Annotated in this window: 17 protein-coding genes and 1 pseudogene; 9 read left to right on the top strand and 9 right to left on the bottom strand. The window is 42.7% G+C overall.

The genetic code is table 11. The features are described from left to right. Positions 1 to 28 precede the first annotated feature (28 nt). On the bottom strand, positions 29 to 400 hold the full coding sequence (locus N667_RS0104215) for a winged helix-turn-helix transcriptional regulator (protein ID WP_027408423.1): 372 nt from the start codon (positions 398 to 400) through the stop codon (positions 29 to 31). 167 nt (positions 401 to 567) lie between these two features. Here N667_RS0104215 and N667_RS0104210 point away from each other — a divergent pair, with 167 nt between their 5' ends. Both N667_RS0104210 and N667_RS20115 read left to right on the top strand, forming a co-directional pair. Next, entirely contained in the window at positions 568 to 1,785 is a 1,218-nt protein-coding gene (locus N667_RS0104210) for an MFS transporter (RefSeq protein ID WP_027408422.1), read from the top strand. A gap of 52 nt (positions 1,786 to 1,837) precedes the next feature. Continuing rightward, positions 1,838 to 1,963, top strand: a pseudogene (locus N667_RS20115) (aldo/keto reductase); the annotation flags it as partial. A 273-nt stretch (positions 1,964 to 2,236) separates the two neighbouring features. Here the strand turns inward: N667_RS20115 and N667_RS0104205 are convergent. The 5 genes from N667_RS0104205 to N667_RS0104185 all read right to left on the bottom strand — a co-directional run bounded on the left by N667_RS0104205 (position 2,237) and on the right by N667_RS0104185 (position 5,772). Beyond that, positions 2,237 to 2,869 (bottom strand): response regulator, encoded by a 633-nt coding sequence (locus N667_RS0104205; RefSeq protein ID WP_027408421.1) that lies wholly within the window; start codon positions 2,867 to 2,869, stop codon positions 2,237 to 2,239. Beyond that, positions 2,862 to 3,908: a sensor histidine kinase gene (locus N667_RS0104200; protein WP_035097991.1), complete on the bottom strand. Its 1,047-nt coding sequence runs from the start codon at positions 3,906 to 3,908 to the stop codon at positions 2,862 to 2,864. The genes N667_RS0104205 and N667_RS0104200 overlap by 8 nt, the downstream gene beginning before the upstream one ends. After that, a complete protein-coding gene (liaF, locus tag N667_RS0104195) occupies positions 3,905 to 4,642 on the bottom strand; it encodes a cell wall-active antibiotics response protein LiaF (protein WP_027408419.1) in 738 nt (245 codons plus the stop codon). The genes N667_RS0104200 and liaF overlap by 4 nt, the downstream gene beginning before the upstream one ends. Positions 4,643 to 4,759: 117 nt before the next feature. After that, a complete protein-coding gene (locus N667_RS0104190; RefSeq protein ID WP_027408418.1) occupies positions 4,760 to 5,401 on the bottom strand; it encodes a PspA/IM30 family protein in 642 nt (213 codons plus the stop codon). A gap of 20 nt (positions 5,402 to 5,421) precedes the next feature. Then, a complete protein-coding gene (locus N667_RS0104185) occupies positions 5,422 to 5,772 on the bottom strand; it encodes a flagellar basal body rod protein (protein ID WP_027408417.1) in 351 nt (116 codons plus the stop codon). Positions 5,773 to 6,184: 412 nt separating this feature from the next. Here N667_RS0104185 and N667_RS18240 point away from each other — a divergent pair, with 412 nt between their 5' ends. Continuing rightward, complete coding sequence (locus N667_RS18240; RefSeq protein ID WP_051529944.1) at positions 6,185 to 7,696, top strand: HD-GYP domain-containing protein; 1,512 nt, start codon at positions 6,185 to 6,187, stop codon at positions 7,694 to 7,696. A 415-nt stretch (positions 7,697 to 8,111) separates the two neighbouring features. Further along, complete coding sequence (locus tag N667_RS0104175; protein ID WP_027408416.1) at positions 8,112 to 9,851, top strand: methyl-accepting chemotaxis protein; 1,740 nt, start codon at positions 8,112 to 8,114, stop codon at positions 9,849 to 9,851. Positions 9,852 to 10,040: 189 nt separating this feature from the next. On the opposite strand, the gene N667_RS0104170 is transcribed toward N667_RS0104175, so the two are convergent. Continuing rightward, positions 10,041 to 10,577, bottom strand: a complete 537-nt coding sequence (locus tag N667_RS0104170; RefSeq protein WP_332248959.1) for a DUF1259 domain-containing protein — start codon at positions 10,575 to 10,577, stop codon at positions 10,041 to 10,043. Between the two features lie 480 nt (positions 10,578 to 11,057). Between N667_RS0104170 and N667_RS0104165 the strand changes: the two genes are divergently transcribed. The 5 genes from N667_RS0104165 (at position 11,058) to menC (ending at position 15,436) form a co-directional block, all read left to right on the top strand. Beyond that, the gene (locus N667_RS0104165) at positions 11,058 to 11,801 is read left to right on the top strand and encodes a threonine/serine exporter family protein (RefSeq protein ID WP_027408414.1); all 744 of its coding nucleotides are present in this window, start codon (positions 11,058 to 11,060) and stop codon (positions 11,799 to 11,801) included. An 11-nt stretch (positions 11,802 to 11,812) separates the two neighbouring features. Continuing rightward, the gene (locus N667_RS0104160; RefSeq protein WP_035097987.1) at positions 11,813 to 12,241 is read left to right on the top strand and encodes a threonine/serine exporter family protein; all 429 of its coding nucleotides are present in this window, start codon (positions 11,813 to 11,815) and stop codon (positions 12,239 to 12,241) included. Positions 12,242 to 12,335: 94 nt separating this feature from the next. Further along, complete coding sequence (locus N667_RS0104155) at positions 12,336 to 13,505, top strand: M20 peptidase aminoacylase family protein (protein ID WP_027408412.1); 1,170 nt, start codon at positions 12,336 to 12,338, stop codon at positions 13,503 to 13,505. Then, positions 13,480 to 14,310 (top strand): GNAT family N-acetyltransferase, encoded by an 831-nt coding sequence (locus N667_RS0104150; RefSeq protein ID WP_027408411.1) that lies wholly within the window; start codon positions 13,480 to 13,482, stop codon positions 14,308 to 14,310. The genes N667_RS0104155 and N667_RS0104150 overlap by 26 nt, the downstream gene beginning before the upstream one ends. A gap of 16 nt (positions 14,311 to 14,326) precedes the next feature. Then, a complete protein-coding gene (menC, locus tag N667_RS0104145) occupies positions 14,327 to 15,436 on the top strand; it encodes an o-succinylbenzoate synthase (protein ID WP_027408410.1) in 1,110 nt (369 codons plus the stop codon). Positions 15,437 to 15,484: 48 nt separating this feature from the next. On the opposite strand, the gene N667_RS0104140 is transcribed toward menC, so the two are convergent. Both N667_RS0104140 and N667_RS0104135 read right to left on the bottom strand, forming a co-directional pair. Then, on the bottom strand, positions 15,485 to 17,026 hold the full coding sequence (locus tag N667_RS0104140) for a cation acetate symporter (protein WP_027408409.1): 1,542 nt from the start codon (positions 17,024 to 17,026) through the stop codon (positions 15,485 to 15,487). After that, the gene (locus N667_RS0104135; RefSeq protein ID WP_027408408.1) at positions 17,026 to 17,370 is read right to left on the bottom strand and encodes a DUF485 domain-containing protein; all 345 of its coding nucleotides are present in this window, start codon (positions 17,368 to 17,370) and stop codon (positions 17,026 to 17,028) included. The genes N667_RS0104140 and N667_RS0104135 overlap by 1 nt, the downstream gene beginning before the upstream one ends. Positions 17,371 to 17,740 lie beyond the last annotated feature (370 nt).

Raw genomic sequence — 17,740 nt, 5'->3', positions numbered from 1 at the left:
CGTTTTTAGTTATCTTAAATAAAGAAAGTTATTTTAATTTTTCATTTAGAATGCTTTCCTCTAAAACTGAAAATTTATCCCCATATACTTTGACGATATGCTTTTCTCCCCATCCGCATAAAGAATCTAAAATTTCTTTTAAACTCCACCCGTACTCACTTAGTTCGTACTCCACTTTCGGGGGAACTTGATTATAAACAATCCGATTAATAATCCCATCTTCCTCCAGCTCTCGCAATTGCTGCGTTAGCATTTTTTGAGTGATTCCTGGCATCAAACGCTTCAATTCACTAGTGCGTTTTTTGCCGTGCGTAAGGTGGCAAAGAATAACACATTTCCATTTTCCACCTATTACTTCTAGTGTCGCTTCAATGGGAATATTATACTTCTTTTTTTGCATGTTCTTCCTCCTCTTCGATAGTTACTAAAAAGTATCTATAGCACTTTGAAGTATCTATGGCACTTTAAAGTACGTACTTTTTTTAATGACTTATATGTTCCATAATAACATTTGCCAGCTGGCTTTCACTATATTTTTTTACAACCAAGCAATGAGGAGGAAGGGCAATGAACGAAGGTAAACGAAATACATTAGCATTGATCGCATTAGCTGTGAGCGCCTTTGCGATCGGGACGACAGAATTTATTAGTGTAGGGTTACTGCCGCTCATTTCGCGCGACTTGCACGTTTCTGTTTCTATCGCCGGGCTGACGGTTTCCTTATACGCTTTAGGGGTTACTTTCGGTGCTCCTATTCTTACGTCTTTAACGTCCAGTATGTCACGCAAAGCTTTGTTGCTTTGGATTATGGTTGTCTTTATCATCGGCAACAGCATTGCAGCTAGCGCCGATAGTATAACTGTTTTGCTTGTGGCTCGTGTGCTGTCCGCATTTTCACATGGTGTATTTATGTCGATCGGGTCAACCATCGCAGCAAGTTTAGTAGCGGAACACCGGCGAGCTAGCGCGATTTCCATTATGTTTTCCGGCCTGACGGTCGCTACCATCACAGGAGTGCCGTTCGGTACATTTATCGGGCAGCAATTTGGCTGGAGGTTTGCATTTCTTTTTATTGTTGCCGTGGGAGTTATTGCGTTTATTGCCAACAGCATTCTCGTTCCAGCGAATTTGCGAGAGGGTGCCCGCACTACATTTCGCGACCAGTTTAAGTTAATCACTAATGGTCGTTTGTTACTGTTGTTCATTATTACAGCTTTAGGATACGGAGGCACTTTTGTTACTTTTACGTACTTATCTCCGCTTCTTCAGAACATCACGGGATTTAGTGAAAAAACTGTTGCAGTGATTTTGCTCGTTTATGGAGTGGCGATTGCGATCGGTAATGTAGCGGGAGGAAAATTATCTAATCAAAATCCGATTAGCGCTTTATTTTATATGTTCATTGTGCAAGCTATTGTGCTTTTTATTTTAACATTTACAGCTCCGTTGAAGGTGGCTGGGCTTATTACCATCGTTTTAATGGGACTGCTTGGCTTTATGAACGCGCCAGGATTGCAAGTATATGTAGTAATGCTTGCCGAGCGTTTTGTGCCGAGCGCGGTCGATGTTGCTTCTGCCATTAATATTGCAGCATTTAATGCAGGAATTGCGATCGGATCTTATATCGGCGGCATCGTCACCGATTCGATCGGACTGATTCATACGCCATGGGCCGGAGCATTAATGGTTCTTGGTGCCGTTATTTTAACGGGTTGGAGCCGAGCTCTTGAACTGAAAGAACAGAAAAAAAGCAATGCAGGGCATATCTCTTGCCTTAATTCCTAAAAAATATAAAAGTTGCTAAGCGAAATGCTAGTCGAAAAGGGAGGAATATGGAATAATAGTGAAAAATTTACAGGATGCAACTACTTTACGTAACGGCGTGAAAATACCATAGTTCGGTATTGGAGTATTTCAAGTAGAAGAAGGGCCTGAATTGGTGAACGCGGTAAAAACAGCGATTCAACAAACATGGTTACCGCTAAGCGAAGTGTAGGTGGGGGAGGTCCATAGAAGCCTCGTTTTGCAAATAAAGAGCAGCTCTCCCCTATATGCAGGCATAGCGATTTTTCTAAAAATCTGCATGTCAGGGGAGTTTTTCAAAAAAGTAGGCAACTCATGTGACAGCAAGTTTTTAGTTGAATTGTCTTTCCAATATTGCAAGAGGTATCGAACTATTATATTTCAAATAAAAATCCCGCACAGTCGATGGGCGGGGGGGGGAAACATGCTATTGTCATTTTACAAGCGAATGCTTAAACGCGTAAATGACCGCTTGCGTCCGGTCTTGCACTTCGAGTTTGGCGAGAATGTTGCTGACGTGAACTTTCACTGTTTTTAATGAAATGAACAGAGCATCGGCGATTTCCTGATTTGTTTTTCCTTGCGCCATCAACAGCAAAATTTCCATTTCGCGGTTCGTCAATTGTTCATGAGGAAGGGATGCTTCTTTTTGTCGCATTTTTTGCATCATTTTTCCCGTCACTTCCGGCTCAAGCACGGACTGTCCATGAAAGGTAGCGCGGATGGCATTGGCGATTTCGCTCGCTTTTGAAGTTTTTAGCATGTAACTTGCCGCCCCTGCTTCTAGTGCGGGATACACTTTGTCATCATCTAAAAAGCTTGTGACGATGATAATTTTTGCTTCCGGCCAGGAAGATATAATTTCTTTCGTCGCCTCGATGCCATCGATTTGCGGCATGACGAGATCCATTAAAATAATGTCGGGCCGAAGCTTGAGCGCGAGCTCCACTCCTTTTTTTCCATCTTCCGCTTCCCCGACCACTTCGATGTCCGGCTGTGCGGATAAATAAGCAGAAACCCCGATTCTGACCATTTCGTGGTCATCGATCAACAATACTTTAATCATTCTTGTTCTCCTCCAACGCGACCATTGGTACTTTTACTTCCAATCTCGTTCCTTTATTTTTTAAGCTGACAATTTTCAGCGTGCCACCGATTTCGGCAGCGCGTTCATACATATTTTGCAAACCGTATGATCCGCTTTTTGAATAGTTGACATCAAAACCGATTCCATCATCAATGACTCGTAAAATAATGAAATCGTCCCGCTTGATCAGCAATACTTCCAACGTGGTTGCTTTCGCGTGGCGAAGGGTGTTAGAAACCGATTCTTGCAGAATGCGGAATAAATGATCTTCCACTCCTTTATCTAGCGGAGCGTCTTCAATTTTCCATTTAATTTGTATCGGCACTTTTTGTGATAGTTCCAGTAACAGCTCTTTTATTCCTTCTTGCAGCGATTTTCCTTTTAGTGGGACAGGGCGCAAATGGAGAAGCAGCGCTCTCATTTCAAGCTGCGACTGTTGAATCATTTGTTCGACCATCTTCAGTTGTTTCGTTTCACGGTCATCGGATAAAGGCTTGTTTTCCATTACTGCCGACATCATCATCGAAGCAGCAAACAGCTGCTGGCTGACGGAGTCATGCAATTCTCGGGCGAGACGATGCCGCTCTTGTGAAATAATTTCTTCGATCAATGTTTCTTGGTGTTCCGCTTTTTCAGTCGCAAGTTTTTGCGACCGTTTCGTCTGCTCGATCCATAATTTATGAATTTTTTGGATTCGTCCCCAAATTTCCTGAAGATCTTCAGGCGGATGTCCCGCTTCTAATTCGGTGATCGTTCCTTGCTCGATTTGCTGGAGGGCGCGAGCAATTGTTTGTATCTCGCTTTTCCAAAAGATGTTCGAAATAACACCGAATATCGTTCCAACAAGGATGCTGATCGTAGGGGCAAATACGATGAATGGCACATTGAGCACTTTTCTTTCCCATAACGCCGACCAGCTTTCTAGCGGAAAAGCAGCGAAAAAAGAAATAGACAAAAGCACAAAAAGTGTAACGGACAGCAACATCGACACGATTAATTGCCTCTGCACCATGCTCATATGCGTTTCACCTCTAGGTTGCCGATGATCATCGAGGTGATAATTTTTAATTTTTGTTCGGCGTTTTCATAAGAAGGGGTTTGATAAATGAGCGTTTGATTAAAAATTTGTTCTTTTTCTCGCTCAAATACATGGGCCGCTCCCACGACTGCAGAATGTGCGAGACTGACTTCTATCTCGTATGGAACTAAAATTTGTACATTTCCAATCCAGCCGCGCACAAAAACGACCGCCTCTCCTTTTGGAAGAACAGTGTAGCTTAAATCAATAATCGCATCTCCGATTCCTGTCTGTATATTAATATCATTCCACTCATAAGCATGTTCAGGCGTTTTTTGTTTTCCGAACAACAAATTGCAAAATAACGGTTTTTGCTCTAGCACTTCCCCTTGTGCCGCCGGCGAATCGCTATCACGGACTTCAGGACGAACGATAGAAGGGTTCCGCTTCGATTGGAAAAATTGAATAATCACATAAAGTAGGATGGCTATTAAGAAAAACCTTATTGTCATCATTGAAAAAATATTGAAAAGTAAGTGGATCACGCCGATCCAAAATAGAACTTTTCCAGCTTTGCGATTCCATTTTTTTCTTCCTATATATATGAATCCAGTCGACAAAATAATGGAGAAGATGATTCCTTTGTTAAAAAAGGAGATTTCGATGGCCAAAAGAAGGATGCCAATTAAGATGGTCCAGCTTATATAGTCTGTCTTTTTACGCTGGTCAAGCATGGGCCCACCACCTTTATTTGAAAAAATTCTCTTAAAGAATATTGTGTGTAAAAAAGAGAAAAAGGCGCAGATATCTACGCCCTTTAGCATACCACGTTTTTGCCAGACTGTCCCTTATTATTTTTCTGGAAGGGATTCCTCGGATGCAAGCTGTTTTTCCAGCTGAGCGATGCGGGCATCGATTGTGTTTCGATAGTATGCTGAGACCACCTGTTGTTCTAAACGTTCTAAGTATGATTCGATTTCTTTAAAGGTTGAGTATGCAGCCGTTGTACCGGTATTTTCAAGAACATGATTGATGCGATAGTGGGCGTGTGCCATATTTTCGCGACCCATTAACTCCATTCTTCGAATGTGCATATCCTTTAATTTATGTTTCATTTCCTCATATTTTTTTTCAAGTTCCACTAAATCACGGCCTGCTTTGTCGTACGATTCTTTTAATTGCAATGCCCGCTGTTCATATTGTGCCTGTTCTTGCACAGCAAATTCATACAATTCTTGCTCTCCTGCTCTCGAAGCGATTTCCGCCTGTTTTTTGCGTTTTTCTGCTAAATGGCTTGCATGATGGTATTCACGTAAAAATTCTTCCTTTAATAAGTGCTGGCGTTCGACGAGTTTACGAACTTTTTCGGTTTCTTGTTCGCACTGGCGCAAGTATTGATTCAACATCGCAATTGGATTTTTCTTTTCTTTTTCATCGAGCAGCTCGTGAAGATCAGCCGCAATGACATTTTTAATCCGTGTAAATAAACTCATGTTTCATCCGCTCCTTGTTATTAATAATTTTTTTGTAATTCATTCCACTGTTTTTCGAAGTTCGCAAATGGGTCTTCTTGTTTTGTGATCGTTTCTGTTGGTTCGTTCCATTTCTTATACACAACATACAAAACATAGGCGGCCGCAATGGCAGCAATGGCCGGCATGTTGGCTGCGCTCACCGACAGGGCGATAAGTCCAACGATTGCCCACATAACTTTTCGGACCGCAGATGGTGCTTTCAAAAATTTCTTGAACGCATAGTACAAAATGACGAGGCTGATCGCTAAACCGACTAGTGATCCTGCATTGGCCAACAGTACGATACTTGCGATTCCTCCCGCTATGAGTAGCCCGATTTTTTTTAACATGTTTCAATTCCTCCTTTCTTGTCTTTAATGTTAGCCTTCATACGTTATTTCCATAATGATCCTCAGTTATATTTTCGTATACGACTTGAGGCGTATTATGAAACTCTCCCACCTACTCTTTGTTAAGAGGTGGGAGACTTCTCGGTGGATATGTAAAAATAAAAGATAAATGGATATTAATTATTATTTTTTAAGATATTTGGAGAAGGAATTTGCCCTGTCCATGTAACGGTGTTTCTATTTTTAGAACACCGAATTTCTTTGTAAATTAACGGGAGAGTTTGGTGGAACGGAGGGGACTATGGATATGTCCCCGCTTTTATTCACCGCCGTAAATGGTAAACAAAACTTCTTTCTAAGTTTGCCTATTAATTGATATAATATAAAAAAATAGGAAAGGGGGCTGACAGGCATGTCCATATATAAAAAAGCGTTGATTCGCCTTTTCAAAAACTATGTAGTTGGTTCGACAGTGGCGGTTGTCGGGGTCGGAAGCCCGCTTATGGCGATGTCATTAAACATCAGTTTACGAGATTTGCGTCTATTATTTTTGATTCAGTTTTTTTCCTTTATGATTATGCTCGCTGTCGAATATAAAACATTTCAACGAGATATGTCCCCGATTCGAACGCTATTTTCCTCCTTTGACCGGAATGAACAGCACTTTTATTTGGCTCTCGTTCAAGCGAAGCGTTTTCCACTGCTTGCGGTCCGGCGCATCTTTATCCCGCATTTCCTCGGCCTGTCAGTCCCAGCGGTTGTTATGACGGCATCTTTGATTTATAAAGGACTTCTGCACATTCCCTACGCCTACATATTATACGCATGGCTTGGCGCGTTTTTGGTCACAAGCCTTCATGCGGTGCTTGAGTTTTTTCTCACCATTCAGACTATGAAGCCGCTTATTCGTGAAATTATTCGCATCGGAAGACGGAAAGGGTGGTCCGATGCGGTGGAAGCGACGAATGTTGTCTATGTGCCTATTAAAGTGCAACTGCAATTAAGTGTGCTGTTCATTGGGACGTTTCCGATTATACTTTTTGTTTTAGCGAGCCAGGTAAAAACGACGCTCACCGTGACCGATTTTGGCTGGGTCTTTGTCGTCTTGTGCCTGTCCGTTGCTTTCTCTTTATTTGCGGCGCAAGTGTTATCGAAGGAAATTGAAAGCCCGATTCGAGATCTCCACCAAAGCATGAGAAAAGTGCAGAAGGAAACGTTTGAAACTATTTGCGAGAACATTTATATTGACGAATTTTCCGAATTAACGAACGGGTTTAATCATATGGTGAAATCGATTTTGCGGCGGGAAGAGAAAAATCAACAGTTGCTTGACAGCTTTATCACGGTGATGACAACTGCCTTAGATGCCAGAGATACATACACGGCTGGGCATTCGCTTCGTGTGGCTACCTATTCATTAGAAATCGGAAAACGCCTCCGTCTTCCGGAGGAACAGCTGCAAAAGCTATATAAATCGGCTATTCTGCATGATATCGGAAAAATTGGCATTCCTGATGCGATCTTATTAAAAGAAGGGCGATTAACAGATGAGGAGTTTGCCTGGATTAAAAGGCATCCTGTGCTCGGTGAAACAATTTTGCGGCAAGTGCAGCCGATCGAAGAAATTGAGGATTTGCTGCCCGGTATTCGTTCGCACCATGAGCGAATCGACGGAAACGGTTATCCTGATGGATTAAAGGGAGAAGCAATCCCGTTGTTTGGCAGAATTATCGCCGTTGCCGATGCGTTTGATGCGATGACATCCGATCGTCCGTATCGAAAAGGGATGAGTGTTGAAAAAGCGCTCGCCATTTTGCAAGAGGGAAAAGGGACGCAATGGGATACGGAAATGGTGAACCACTTTATCGATTATTTGAAAGATGAGCCGTCCTTCTCGGTTGTTTATCCAGAGCGGGTTGGTTGAATAACGGATCGCGGCCGCAAACGGGTTGCCATCGATTAAAGTCATTTTTTGTGCTAACAGGTGAAAGAATTTTAGCTAGCTGGCCATGGTCAATCGTTCCATAAAAATTTGATTTATTTAGCGGATTATATAGAGAGGTGTCCATCTGAAATCAAAGCGAACAACGTCATTCGTTGTTCGCTTTTTGTTAAAGAGGCAATTGCACAATAAAGGTAGTACCTTGTTCGGGAGTGCTCTTTACATCAATTGTGCCATTATGGGCTAATATAAATTGGGTAGTTTTTCTCGTATACCGGGACTGATAATGCAAAATTTATAGAATAGTTGAAATTACGATTGGTACTATCCAACCATCTTCTGTATTTGCTATGATGAGAAAGTCATAATGCAGTTATATATAGAAAGGGATGTAGCAATGCGACAGACAAGAAGTAGTTTAACAACTCGTCTTTCTTTGATCATTATTATCATTTTTTCTTTGCTGACAATTGCCAACATACTCGTGTCGTCCTATATTGTGGAACGTACATCGAAACGAACGATTGGCAGCTACGGGGTTGAGCAAGCAAAGAATGTGGCGAGTATGCTTGATGTATCGAAATACGAATTATTTTTACAAAACCCAATCGAGAACGATACGTATTGGGCGTTAAGAGAGCAACTCAATGACATTCGTGAAAAAATTGGCGCGTTATACGTATATACGTTAAGCGTTAAGGGAGATAAGCTTTCTATTATGATTGATGGACAGCCTCCTCATTCAGATGTGGCATCGGCAATTGGCGATGCTACATCGACTACAACGATAAATGACATTGACGGGGCATTAAAGGGGGAGGGCGATTATACTGACATCGTTCACGATAAACAGTATGGAGACTACCTATCTGCATTTGCCCCGATTGTTCATGATGGGAGAGTTATTGGGGTTCTTGGAATTGATTTGCCAGCCAAAAAGGTTAATGAAACAGCCGCGATAGTACAAGAACAAATTCGTCTGCCGTTTCTTTTGGGCTCTATCCTTTTGACTATATTGGTAAGTGGAGGAGCTTTCCTATACTTACGCCGCCGTTTCCGTCCTCTCGCGGTTTTAACCGTTGCATCGGAACAGATGGCAGAGGGGCAGCTTACAGAAGCGAAAAGTAAAATCGCTGAGCTTGTAGATAAAGGAAACGACGAACTGGCCACACTTGTTCGCTCGTTCGGCGCGATGGTCAACCAAATGGCTTTTCTTCTTGAAAAAATCAAACATAGCAACGATTTGATGCTGCAAGCGTCTAATGAATTACAGTCGCAAGCTTCTTTTACTGAACAACAAAACGAGAAAATGGTTGAAACTGCAGTTGCCGTTAATTCCTATTCGGAGCAACAGCTTAAAAGTATGGAAGAATCTAATAGGGCGATTCAGGAGATGGCGGCAGGAATTCATCGCATCGCTGAATCTTCCTCGATGCTGGCTCAATCGTCTGAAGAGATGCATCGAGATGTTCAAACAGGGTATGATCACGTCGATCGAGCGATGAAACAAACGGAAAATATGTATGCGAAGATTCAAGAGACGGCGGAATATATTCAACAGTTGGAGAAAGGGACGGAGCAAATCAGCAACATTCTCGATGTCATTCGCGGCATTTCCGAACAAACGAATCTTCTTGCGTTGAATGCAAGTATTGAGGCCGCAAGAGCGGGAGAAAGCGGCCGCGGATTTGCGGTTGTCGCTAACGAAGTAAGAAAGCTAGCAGAACATTCGAAAGCCTCTGTCGATATGATCGCAGATATTATTGCTCGCTTCCGAATAACGACTGAACAAGCGGTTCGCAAAATGAACGAAGGGGAACATGAAGCGAGTGTAGGTCGCGATATGGTTGAAAACATTCGCTCTATTTTTGAAAGCATTGTGGCCAATGTCCAGCAAAATACAGGCGAGGTGCAAGAACTGTCCGCCATTACGGAGCAGATGTCGGCAGGAACGGAACAAATTGCAGCGGCGGTAGATCATACATTGTCCGCGGCCCAAGAAGTGGGCAGCTCGATCAACGATATGGTCCAATCAGTGGAACATCAAGGACAGTTCGCGAAGCGATTAGGGGAAATGGCGCGTCGCATTTGCGAAACATCAGATGAATTGAACGAAGTTGTCAACAAGTTTCGTTGATGAATAGACACTTGGATCGGCCGGTTGTAATATTCCTACTCGAATAATAGATTAACGTGCAGTTAGATCGATGACGAAACAGCCTCAACTCAACATTTCTGTTTGGATTGGGGCTGTTTCTATTTTCTGTTAAACAAGAATACAAAAAACCATTTGTGACATTGCAAAATATCACAAATGGTTTCTTCTTTAGAAAATTCCAACTTCCTTCGCTGCTTCTATGCTGTTTCTTGCAAACTCAAACGGATCTCCGACATTCTCCCAATGCATATACATTAAACGCGGTTCATCAAAAAGCCAATGGTTGTGGATAGCCGTAACTGTAATTCCTCTTTCCCGTAGTGCAGATAGGAATGGATTGATTTCTTTTTGAAGAATAACCGTTTCACCTAGATTAAGGGTTTGCCCCCCTCTATTGTTTTCAAATGAAAGAGCAAACGGAAGCGCTAGCGGCGAATGGGTAGGGCGACCTAAAATAGTTGCATTGATATCTCTAAGCCGCTGAACAACACAGGCAGGGGACGACGTAATAACCATACCTCCGATAATATCGGCAAGCTGTTGACACGTAGACGTACTTATTCCCTCAACTGCATCATGTGTATGCTCCATATGGTGTTCCGATTTTGTTTCGTGTTCGGTGCTAATTACAAAATTTACATTACGACGATGCGAATGTCTGAACAACATTTGATTCCCGTCTTTATCGAATTCTTTTCCGCTCACTTACAACACCTCTTTATTACATTTTCATTACACAACTTATTCGTGGAACTTGGCTATGAAATAGACTAATATCCTATTAAAAACACCTATTTTGTAGCTTCACAGAGAAAATTAACGCAGTGCTCGTTAAGCAAGAAATGTGTTAATTAGTCACAAACAGATGTGATTGTCATGACAATGCAGAGGGGAAAAGTTATAAAGGGATAAGGTACGATGGAAGGCGAAACATATGTAATTATTTTTTAGTTTTTAATCAAAGCGAGGATATAACTTCAAGAGTTGAAGTTGTCTGGCAACGCTCTTTATTGTGGAACAAGGAAGACAGCAGAGGCAATAGAACGAAATTTACAAGTTCAATCAATAGCAAGAAATTTTCGAACTGCACTGCTCCAACGGGGACTGAACAGGGACGTGCGGTTGTCGAAATGGTTTTTTTTCGGTAATATCTCAGTAGAGTCTAGCTAATTGAGGAGTTGTTCTATGGAGAGAACGAATGAAGTCGCCGATGTTTGTTTGTTGGCGGGAAAAATTATGCTGCAAAGCGGTGCGGAAACGTATCGAGTCGAGGATACGATGATGCGCATCGCTGCTTCGTTTGGCATGCCGCATTCTCATAGTTATGTGACGCCGACGGGAATTATTTTTTCGATTGACGGTTTAGGGCCGACGAAGCTGATTCGCATTGCAGAACGATCGACCGATTTGCAGAAGGTAGCGCTAGTCAACGGCATTTCCCGAAAAATAAGTGAAGGGGCGCTAGAGCTCGAAGAAGCGTATGAGATGTTAAAAAAACTGGAAAAGGAGCATCTCGCTTACCCCATTTCGGTGCAAGTAGCGGCGGCTGCGGTAGCGAGCGGCTGCTTTGTCATTATGTTTCAAGGAAGATGGATTGATTTTTGGCCTGCCTTTATTTCCGGCGGAATCGGATTTTATGGGTTACACTATATGCACCGCCTTGTGAAAATTAAATTTTTTGCAGAGTTTTTCGCATCGTTTCTTGCGGGAGTTGTAGCGGTGTTGCTTGTTGCTGTCGGGCTGGGGAGGAGCCTTGACAATATTATTATCGGATCGGTAATGCCGCTTGTGCCTGGAATGTTAATTACAAATGCCGTCCGCGATTTAATGGCAGGGCATTTAGTGGCGGGATTGTCGAAAGGAGCGGAGGCGTTTTTAACCGCCTTTGCGATTGGCACAGGTATTGCTGTTATTTTGGCCATGTATTAGGGGAGAATGAAATGATTATTGAACAGCTTGTTACAAGTTGGATCGCTTCGGCGGCGTTCGGGCTAATTTTTAACGTACCAAAAAAGCTGTTAAGTCATTGCGGAATCGTTGGAATGATTGGCTGGATCATTTATGTGTTGCTTGTTAAAGGACGTGTTGATTCTGTTTTTGCCACGTTTGCTGCCGCCTTTTTTGTGGCGGTTTTAAGTCAGCTGTTAGCAAGAGTATACAAAACGCCGATGACGATTTTTAGCGTTTCCGGAATTATTCCGCTCGTTCCAGGGGGGCTTGCATATGAAGCGATGCGTCATGTTGTGATGAACGATTATAACATGGCGATTCAATTCGCAGCGAAAGCTTTTATGATTTCGGGAGCGATTGCAATCGGAATCGTTTTTGCCGAAGTGGCGAACCAGATTGTTAAAATACGAATTTCATAATTATACAAGATTTTTTGTAAATATTATTGAAACATTTTTTTGCATATTATAATATGTTTAACAATAGTTGACGAAGACAGCGGGGAGAGGAAACATGAAAAACGCAATTGCGAGTATACAGCAAGAAGTATTTGAAGTGTTTGATCATCTTCATCAACATCCAGAAATTAGTTGGGAGGAATTTAAAACAACCGAGTTTTTAAAACAGCAATTGATACAAGAGGGATATCGAGTTCAGACGTTCTCAGACTGCACAGGAGTCGTTGGTGAAATAGGAAACGGTTCTTTTACAGTAGCTTTGCGTGCGGATATGGATGCGCTTTGGCAGGAGGTAAACGGAACATGGCGAGCGAACCATGCGTGCGGGCACGATGCGCATATGACCATGGTATTAGGAGTCGTAAAGCTATTTAATCGCATGGGGTATCGTCCGCCTGGAAAGTTGAAAATTTTGTTTCAACCGGCTGAAGAAAAAGGAGCAGGAGCGCTGAAAATGCTCGAAAAGGGAGTAGTTGATGACGTCGATTTTTTATATGGCGTTCACTTACGGCCGATCCAAGAGTTAAGAAGCGGGTATGCGTCTCCTGCGATTTTGCACGGTGCCGCTCAATTGATTGAGGGAGAGATAAAAGGAATCGCAGCGCATGCGGCGCGGCCTCATTTAGGCATCAATGCGATTGAAGTAGGAAGCGCTCTTGTGCAAGAGTTAAGCAAAATCCACATTGATCCACAAGTGCCCGCTTCCATTAAAATGACCCGTTTCCACGCCGGGGAGAAAAGCGCGAATATTATCCCGGATTATGCTACGTTTACCCTCGATTTGCGCGCGCAAACGAACGAAGTGATGGGGGAATTGGTTGAACAGTTGCACAATGTAACAAAGGGAGTTTCTTTCATTTACGGAGCGGATATCCACCTCCATCAAGGGGTACGTATTGTAGCTGCGCAAGTGAATGAAGAGGCACAACAAATAATGGAACGGGCGATCGTGGCGGCCATTGGCAAAGAAAAATGCGCTCCTCCAGTCGTAACATCAGGGGGAGAAGATTTTCATTTTTATTCTGTTACGAAACCCGAACTAAAAACAACCATGCTCGGTCTTGGCTGTGATTTAACGCCGGGGCTTCACCATCCGGAGATGACGTTTCGCCGCGAGGATTTGCTGATCGGCATCGAAATATTAGCAAGAACTGTCATCGAGACGTTTAATAACGCACAGCAGCAGGGGGAGAAAAACGTTGAACATTTCGCTAAGAACAATTGATACGGTTGAAGAACTGCAAAAAATGGCACAGCTAGAACAGAACGTATGGAAATCGAATCCCACGCCGCTTCATCAAACATTGACAGCAGCCAAAAACGGCGGAATTGTCATCGGTGCATACGTCGAGGAGCGGATGATTGGGTTTGTCTATAGCTTTCCGGGTTATAAAAATGGGCAAGTATATTTATGTTCACATATGCTAGGAATCGACGAGTCGTTTCGCAATCGCGGAATCGGCTATATATTAAAAATGAAACAAGCGGAAGAGGCGAAAAAGCTCGGGTATGAAACAATTCGTTGGACATATGATCCGCTTGAAAGCAGAAACGGCTATTTGAATATTGTTAAGCTTGGTGCGATTTGTTCGGAATATATCGAGAATTGCTACGGCGAAATGAACGACGCGCTCAACCATCGTTTGCCGTCAGATCGCTTTAATGTAGAGTGGAAAATCGGAAGCGATTATTTAGAGGAAAGAAAGCAAATTTTTTCAAACATTCATCGATCGGAAGAGGCGGAAGTGCTTCATTGGAAAATAAGGGAAGATGGCGAGCCGGAAGCGTTTTTTTCTAGTGACGGTTGGCAATCACTTTTGAAGCAGCGAATGGTATTTGTTCCGGTCCCTCTTCATTTTCAACGGCTAAAAGAGAAAGATCACCAACTGGCATTAGATTGGCGGCATAAAACGCGCGAGGTGTTTGTGAAATTGTTTCGAGAAGGCTGGGCCGTCGTTCATGCGATTCGAAACGAGAGCGAACCCGTTCAATATTATGTGCTGATCAAACGCGACAAACTGCCTTTATAACAAAGGGGGATCATTTATGAACATTAAGCAGGTTGTTTTGCGCCATTTAGAGATGGAGTTAAAAGCGCCGTTTGCGACAAGTTTTGGGTCGTTCCAAACAAAGGAATTTATTTTAGTAGAAGTCATTGATGAAGACGGGGCATCAGGCTGGGGAGAATCGGTCGCTTTTCATTCTCCATGGTATAATGAGGAAACAGTGAAAACGAACTGGCACATGATGGAGGATTTTTTATTGCCGCTTCTGTTCCAAGCGCCAATTGAGCACCCGAATGAGTTGCGAAGACGCTTCTCGCACATTCGGAAAAATAACATGGCTAAATCAGCCATTGAAGGGGCCGTGTGGGATCTGTTCGCTAAGAAAAACAACATGCCGTTAAGCGAGGCGCTTGGTGGTAAAAAGAAACAAATCGAAGTTGGTATTAGCATTGGCATTCAAAAGAGTGTTGATGATTTGCTGCGAATGGTGGAGCGATATGTTAATGAGGGGTATCGGCGCATTAAAGTGAAAATCAAACCAGGATGGGATGTCGATGTTGTTCGCGAACTTCGCCGGCATTTTCCGGATGTTCCGCTCATGGCGGATGCAAATTCTGCTTATTCATTAGAAGATGCGGAGCATTTGAAGGCGCTTGACGAATTTCAGCTTATGATGATTGAGCAGCCGCTTGCCGCCGATGATATCGTAGACCATGCTACGCTGCAATCGCAGCTTCAAACACCGATCTGTTTAGATGAAAGCATTCATTCGTATGAAGATGCAAGAAAAGCGATCCAGCTGGGAAGCTGCCAAATCATTAATATTAAAATTGGCCGTGTCGGCGGATTGTCTGAAGCAAAGCTGATTCATGATTTATGTCAAAAACATAACATCCTTGTCTGGTGCGGTGGAATGTTAGAATCGGGAGTGGGACGGGCCCACAACATTGCTCTGACGACATTGGAAAACTTTGTGTTGCCAGGGGATACGGCCGCTTCTTCATATTATTGGGAGCGAGACATTATTGATCCGGAAGTAACTGTGGAGAATGGAATGATTACAGTTCCTGAAAACAGCGGAATTGGCTATGAAGTAAATCGCCGCCAAGTAGACCGCTATACTACTTTTGCCAAAGTGTATCGAGCATAGTCGAATGCAAAGGATAACCCCCGCTCGCCGAAACGAGCGGGGGTATTTTCAATGCGTGAAATCCCGAATCCCTGTATTTGCTTTGACAAGAATTTCATCAAATTTCTTATCATCCTGCTTTTTCGAAGAGAGAAGTGTGCCAAGGACGGCGGCGATAAAACCAAGCGGAATGGATACGATTCCCGGGTTGGCAAGTTTAAAAATCGGTTCGCCAACAAGAATCGCCACTCCCGGCTCTGGCGCCCATACGTTTGGACTGATTGCGACAAGTACTAGGGAGCTGATCAGGCCTACGAGCATTCCTGTAATGGCTCCTGCTGTATTAAAGCGCTTCCAAAAGATTGTTAACAAAATAATCGGTAGGTTGGCGCTAGCCGCAACGGCGAATGCTAGCGATACAAGGAACGCTACGTTCATTTTTTGAGCAAACAGTGCCAAAAGAATGGACAAGATGGCGACACCTACTGAAGCCCAACGCGCAGCCAACATTTGTTCTTTTTCGGTGGCCTGGCCTTGCCGGACAATATGATTATAAAAATCATGGGCAAATGCGGAGGCAGCCGATAGCACAAGCCCAGCTACAACGGCTAGAATCGTTGCAAAGGCAACTGCGGAAACGAAAGCGAATAAGAAATCTCCGCCTAACGCTTCAGCTAATAAAGGAGCGGCCATATTTCCAGCTGGATTGGCGGCGACGATTTTATCATAGCCTACAAAAGCAGCGGCACCGAAGCCTAAGAAGATTGTCATAACGTAGAATAAACCGATAATCCATGTAGCGTATACAACTGATTTTCGAGCGGTTGGTGCGTCTTTTACGGTAAAGAAGCGGATGAGGATGTGTGGAAGTCCTGCTGTACCTAGAATAAGTGCTAAGTTCAACGAGATTGTATCAAGTGGGTTTTTAAATTTGTTTCCGGGATTCAGAAATGACTCACCTAATGGGGTAGCTGTTTTGACTTCGTTAAACATTTTAACGATGCTGAAATCAAATTTGGCGAATACGATGAGTGAGATAATAAAGGTACCTGCCATCAATAAAACTGCTTTAACGATTTGGACCCAGCTTGTCGCTGTCATCCCGCCAAACACGACGTAAACGGTCATGAGAATGCCGACGATAAGAACGGCATAAACGTAATCGATACCTAGTAAAAGCTTAATAAGTCCGCCTGCTCCAACGAGTTGTGCAATCATGTAGAAAATAGAAATAGAAATGGTGTTAAGCGCTGCTACTCCTCGAACCTTTTTATCATCGAACCTCGCTGCAATCATATCCGCCATCGTATATTTGCCCAAGTTACGAAGAGGCTCTGCGACAATATAGAGCACCACGAGATAAGCGACGAGAAAACCAATGCTGTAGAAAAATCCATCGAATCCTGTTAAAGCGATCATTCCAGCAATTCCTAAAAACGAGGCGGCTGACATATAATCTCCGGCAATCGCCCATCCGTTTTGCCATCCTGTAAGCGCGCTGTCCGCTGTATAAAACTCGCTTGTCGTCTTTGTGCGCTTTGAAGCAAAGTAAGTAATCAAGAGCGTCAATGCAACGATCACTAAAAATAAAGAAAATGCCAAACCGTGCATTACACGTTGCCTCCTTCCTTCGCTTCTTGCCTAATCTGTTCAACCATTTCGTCAAAGCGAGCAGCGCGTTTTGAATATAGCATGCAAAGCGTCCAGGTCATAATGAATTGCGCAAAAGCGAATACCCAAGCCCAACTAACGGAACCGATCGCAGGTGTATTTAACACTTTTGAGTACGATGTTAAAATCGGCAGAGCGAAATAAAAGGCTAAAAAGAATAAAGAAAACGGCAAAATAAATCGGCGTTTTTCACGCATCAGCTGCTGAAATGAAGACGATTGAACCACTTCGCTGTAATTAATGGAAGCGCTTGGCGGTTCAGAAGAGAATTGTTTCATTTCCATAGCTTCTCCTCCTTAAAATCGATTAATTGTGTTAAAAAATGTAGCGTTAATTCCATAATCCCCCCTATTTCCTAATAGTTCATAAATTTCTCATGAATTTATTATATATTTATCAGAAAAGTTTGTAAATTACGAAATCAGTAAATTTCATTATTTTGGCAGGCTATTTATTAGAAAAATGTTAAATACTATTGAACGATAATAAAAAACCCAACTAAAACAACTGAAAATAAATTCGATTATGAATATTATGAATTTTTAGAACTTTATTCAGAAAGTAATCGACGTTTTTTTTATTTTTGAACTTTACAAAAATTATTGAATAGTATACAATGTTACACGTGTACTCATGCAAAATTCTACAAAAAAC

The organism is Anoxybacillus tepidamans PS2, from assembly GCF_000620165.1.
Classification (GTDB): Bacteria; Bacillota; Bacilli; order Bacillales; family Anoxybacillaceae; genus Anoxybacteroides; species Anoxybacteroides tepidamans_A.
This window is presented reverse-complemented; position numbering and strand designations above follow the sequence as displayed.